The organism is Sulfurihydrogenibium sp. (assembly GCF_028276765.1).
In the GTDB taxonomy this organism is placed as follows: Bacteria; Aquificota; Aquificia; order Aquificales; family Hydrogenothermaceae; genus Sulfurihydrogenibium.
Map to the genome: position 1 here is coordinate 1 of NZ_JAPYVU010000077.1, position 4,505 is coordinate 4,505.

A 4,505-nucleotide genomic window follows, 5' to 3' on the forward strand; every position below is an offset into this window, starting at 1 on the left:
GCGGTCTTAAAAGACCAATGACAGAAACTTGATCTGTCCTTCCTTTTTTCTCTCATGTCTGTAATTATTAGTAAAACTTATTCTCTTAAAGTTTAAAAATTTTTGGTATATTTAATATACGATGACAAAGAAAGCAAAAGTATGTTAACGATTGCTTTATTTGTCATTCTGTAGCCGGCGAAGAATCTCCACCTTTTTAACCACAATTTATTTACCTTATTCACTTTTTACCTTAAACTCTCATGTGCCTTATCTATTATGTTTTTAATGTACTCATCAGGCAATGTTTTACAATCTTCTGATTTTCTTTCTATCAAAACTAAGAATTCTATGTTACCTTCTGGTCCTTTTATTGGAGAAAAGTCTAAATTTTTTATACAGTAGCAGGACTGCATTAAACTTTCAATTACAGATTTTATGGCTTTAAAATGCAGTTCTTTATCTCTAACAACGCCGTCTTTTACTTCCTTTTTTGATAATTCAAACTGTGGCTTGATTAAAATTATCCCTTTAAAATCTTCCTTTAACAAATTACATATGTTTGGAAGGATTTTTGTGATGGATATAAAAGATACATCGCAAACCAATATATCAATCTTTTCCGGAATTTCATTTTCAGTTAGATACCTTGCGTTAAACTCTTCTATTGAGATAACTCTGCTGTCAGTTCTTAATTTTTCATGAAGTTGATTTTTTCCAACATCAACCGCATAAACTTTTTTAGCCCCATTTTGAAGCAAACAGTCAGTAAATCCACCGGTTGAAGAGCCTATATCAAGACAAATCTTATCTTTTACATCAAGATTAAAAACTTTCAAACCTTTTTCTAACTTAAATCCACCCCTTGAAACATAAGGCATTTTTTCTTTAATATAGATGTTTGCATCTGTTGGAACTTTTGTGCCCGGTTTGTCTATTTTCTGATTATTCACAAAAACAACGCCAGACATAATAAGAGCTTGTGCTTTCTCTCTGCTTTCAACTAAACCTTTATCTACTAATAACTTATCTATTCTTTCTTTCTGAACTTTCAATTTTTATGCGTAGATAGAGATGCTACCGTTTTGATTTTCCGGAGGTTTTTTAGCTTGATTCACATTTTGTGTTTGCTGTATTATCTGATTGTTTAACTGCTTCATCATCTCAAGAACTTGTTTAAAAAGCTCAATTTGAAATTGGTCTACCGGGTCTACCTGCATGGTTAAAACCTCACTCTTTATAAACTTTTCTTCTAAAAATATCTTTCGGAGAAACTACTTTTTCTATAAAAACCTTTCCTTCTAAATGGTCTATTTCATGCTGAATAACAACAGCTTCAAAGCCTTCTGTGTCAAAAGTTATTAAATTTCCGTTAATATCCTGTGCTTCTACTTTAATATAGTAAAATCTTTTTACATTTCCAGTGTAGTCTGGAACTGACATACAACCTTCTCTGAAAATTATTTCACCTTCTGCATGAACTATCTTTGGATTAGATAAAACCATCAGACCATGGGAAACTTTATTTGTTTTATGGGTAGATTTTGAAGTATCCACGACTATCGTTCTTATAGGATTGTTTACCTGTGGTGCAGCTATCCCAACACCACCCGGTGAATTATACATTGTGTAAGTTAATTTCTCTACAAATTCTTTAAACTCTTTTCCAAAATCTACAACTTCGATAGATTTTCTTTTTAATCTTTCATCCGGATATTTAAGAATCTCAAGTTTTTCCACTTTATAACTCTGCCGTTTCTACGTTTTCTATTTCTATGTCAACATCTAACTCTTGTTTTAGCTTTTCTATCTCTCTATTAAACTCTAAAATATCTACTTCTTCCGGAAATTCTGATTCTATAAACATAATATAAAGACTATTTACTTTTTCCGTTCTTAAATCTGAGATATTTATTCCTTTATCTGCAAGTAGTTTTGATACTTTATAAACTATGCCAGGCTTATCAGAGCCGTAGACTGCTATATTGAAAATTGGTAACTTTTTTCTTGGTTTGTTTATAACAACCTCAGATACTTCTTTTATGATGATAGTTAAGCCTTCTTTTTCAAGCTGGCTGAATTCTTGCTTAAGATGTTCTAAGCTTTTATCTCCTTTCACAATCAGCATTATGGTGAACTCATTGTTTAATCTTGTCATTGATGAATCTTCAATGTTAAAGCCGTTTTTAAATAAGATTTCAGTAACTTTTGCGACTATTCCTGGCTTATCTTCTCCAATTGCTACAATAATAAAATGATTCATAATCATTCCTCTTCTTCTGTAATTGCCTCTAAATAAGCTCTATAATCATCCGCTGTCATTAAATCTTCTATTTCTGTTAGGTCTTTTATCTGGATATCACATATCCAGCCATCACCGTACGGGTCTGAGTTAAGAAGGGATGGCTCATTTGCTAAATCTTCGTTTATGGAGATCATTTTTCCTGTTAATGGTGAGTATATTTCAGATACTGCTTTTATAGATTCTACCGTTGCAATAACTTCTCCGGATTCAACCTCTCTTCCTACTTCCGGCAGCTCAATAAAAACAACGTCGCCAAGCTGACTTTGTGCATAGTCTGTAATGCCAATAGTTGCAACATCATTCTCTATCTTTACCCATATATGTTCTTTTGTGTAATATAATTCATCTAATATCTTAAACTCTCTCAAAGCTTTCCTCCTTTATTTTTTTCTAATTAGATTATATCAGAAATCTGTTTAGAAAAGCTTACCAACAGCAACATCATAGGAAGCATAAGCAAGAATTTCTGTTAATGACGGATGGAAGTAAATAAAGTCATGAACTTGTTTAGCTGTGTACTTTTCTTTGATAAAGGCTGATATTGTATGAATTAATTCCGATGCACCACTGCCTACAACATCCGCTCCAACAATTATTTTAGAGTCTTTTTCAAAATACAATCTTACATAGCCATCAGGCTCAAGCTCGTCTACTGCCTTTTCGTTAAATCTGTATGTATAATATCCGGAAATAAGCTCAACCCCTTTTTCTTTTGCAAGCTCTTCGTTTAAGCCAATATGCCCTATCTCGTAAGCTGAGAAAATAGCCCAAGGAACTAAATCATAGTTTGGAGATTCTTTTTCTTTGGATGTTATGTTATGTAAAGCTATTTTTGCTTCGTATCCGGCAACATGGGCAAGCATTGGAGAGTTTATAACATCCCCTATAGCGTAAATATTTTCATAGTTTGTCTGTAAATATTCATTAACTTTGATAAATCCTTTACTGTCTTTTTCTATGCCTATGGTGTCTATATCTAAAGTGTTTGGCTTTCTTCCAACTGTAAGAAGAATCTTTTCAACGTTTATAACTTCACCGTTAGAAAGTTTGACATCAATAGAATTATCTTTTATTTGGTAGCTTTCAACTGTTGTTTGGAAATAAGTTTTAATTCCGATAGATTTAAATTTTCTCAATAAATACTTTGAAATCTCCTGAGAAATTATGTTTGATGGTAGCAATCTATCTTGAAGCTCTGTTAAATAAACATCACAGCCGTATATTTTTGCAATGTATCCAATCTCACACCCAGCTACGCCACCACCAACAACAAGCATGCTTTTTGGAAGTGTGCTTAATCTTTCCATGTAATCTTCTGTAGTGATTATATAATTACCATCCGGCACTAAATTTCCAACAGATGCAGGAATAGAACCAGTAGCAATGATAATATTCTTTCCTTCTATTATTTCGGTAGTTGAATCTTCTTTTATAATCTGAACTTTGTTTTTGTCTACAATTTTTCCAACGCCTTTATAAACAGGAACTTTTTTTGACTTTAAAAGCTGTGCTAAAGAGTTTCTTAAAAAGCTGATGGATGAATTTTTGCTTTCAAAAGCTTTTGTATAATCAAGACTAAAATCTTTTATATCTATTCCATAGTCTTTTAATTTTGATAACTTTTCTATCTGATAAGCCCCGCTTCTTAAATATTTCGTAGGAATGCAGGCTCTATTAAGACAGTTTCCACCAAGTTTGCCTTTTTCAACGACGGCAATGTTTAAATTTTTTCTCAGTGCTGTAAGAATAGCCTCATAACCCCCCGGTCCGGTTCCGATGATTATCAAATCGTACATGGTCAAAAACCTCAATTATAAGTTGTTTTTATAATTATAACTTAAATACGTCTTGTGAGAAATTTAAAAGATTAGGTTGTTTCAAAAAAGTTTTGATTAAGATATAATCTTGCCTGTCATTTTGAAGCCGGTGAAGAATCTCTATTTTTCTTTTCAAAAGAGAAGATTCTTAAAACTAAAGTCTTCAGAATGTTTTATGTCAAATGTCAAGTACAAAAATTTTCATCAAATGATTAGTTTACCATATCCTCTTTTCCAGTATTCAGCATATTTTCTTTTTCCTATTTTATAAACTTTATATACTTTGGGTGAGAAATTCAAATATAAATAAAACATCTAAAAAAACTCCTTGGTGGCAGTTAAAATTGTAATAGCAAAAATTCCACCAAGGAGGTAAAAATGCAAAACTCTAATCTTTATTTTAC

At 31.9% G+C, this 4,505-nt stretch carries 6 protein-coding genes; all 6 read right to left on the reverse strand.

Features of this window, described 5'->3' with window-relative positions; genetic code table 11:
* Positions 1 to 227: 227 nt before the first annotated feature.
* The 6 genes from Q0929_RS08770 to Q0929_RS08795 are packed head-to-tail and all read right to left on the reverse strand — an operon-like array spanning position 228 to position 4,080.
* Positions 228 to 1,034, reverse strand: coding sequence for a TlyA family RNA methyltransferase (locus Q0929_RS08770; RefSeq protein WP_299240039.1), 807 nt, complete (start codon positions 1,032 to 1,034; stop codon positions 228 to 230).
* A 3-nt stretch (positions 1,035 to 1,037) separates the two neighbouring features.
* The gene (locus Q0929_RS08775) at positions 1,038 to 1,199 is read right to left on the reverse strand and encodes a hypothetical protein (RefSeq protein ID WP_299240042.1); all 162 of its coding nucleotides are present in this window, start codon (positions 1,197 to 1,199) and stop codon (positions 1,038 to 1,040) included.
* Between the two features lie 10 nt (positions 1,200 to 1,209).
* On the reverse strand, positions 1,210 to 1,719 hold the full coding sequence (gene def, locus Q0929_RS08780; protein WP_299227627.1) for a peptide deformylase: 510 nt from the start codon (positions 1,717 to 1,719) through the stop codon (positions 1,210 to 1,212).
* Between the two features lies 1 nt (position 1,720).
* Positions 1,721 to 2,242: an ACT domain-containing protein gene (locus Q0929_RS08785; protein ID WP_299240045.1), complete on the reverse strand. Its 522-nt coding sequence runs from the start codon at positions 2,240 to 2,242 to the stop codon at positions 1,721 to 1,723.
* Positions 2,243 to 2,244: 2 nt separating this feature from the next.
* Complete coding sequence (gene gcvH / locus Q0929_RS08790; RefSeq protein ID WP_299240048.1) at positions 2,245 to 2,652, reverse strand: glycine cleavage system protein GcvH; 408 nt, start codon at positions 2,650 to 2,652, stop codon at positions 2,245 to 2,247.
* A gap of 48 nt (positions 2,653 to 2,700) precedes the next feature.
* The gene (locus Q0929_RS08795) at positions 2,701 to 4,080 is read right to left on the reverse strand and encodes an NAD(P)/FAD-dependent oxidoreductase (protein WP_299240051.1); all 1,380 of its coding nucleotides are present in this window, start codon (positions 4,078 to 4,080) and stop codon (positions 2,701 to 2,703) included.
* Between the last annotated feature and the right edge of the window lie 425 nt (positions 4,081 to 4,505).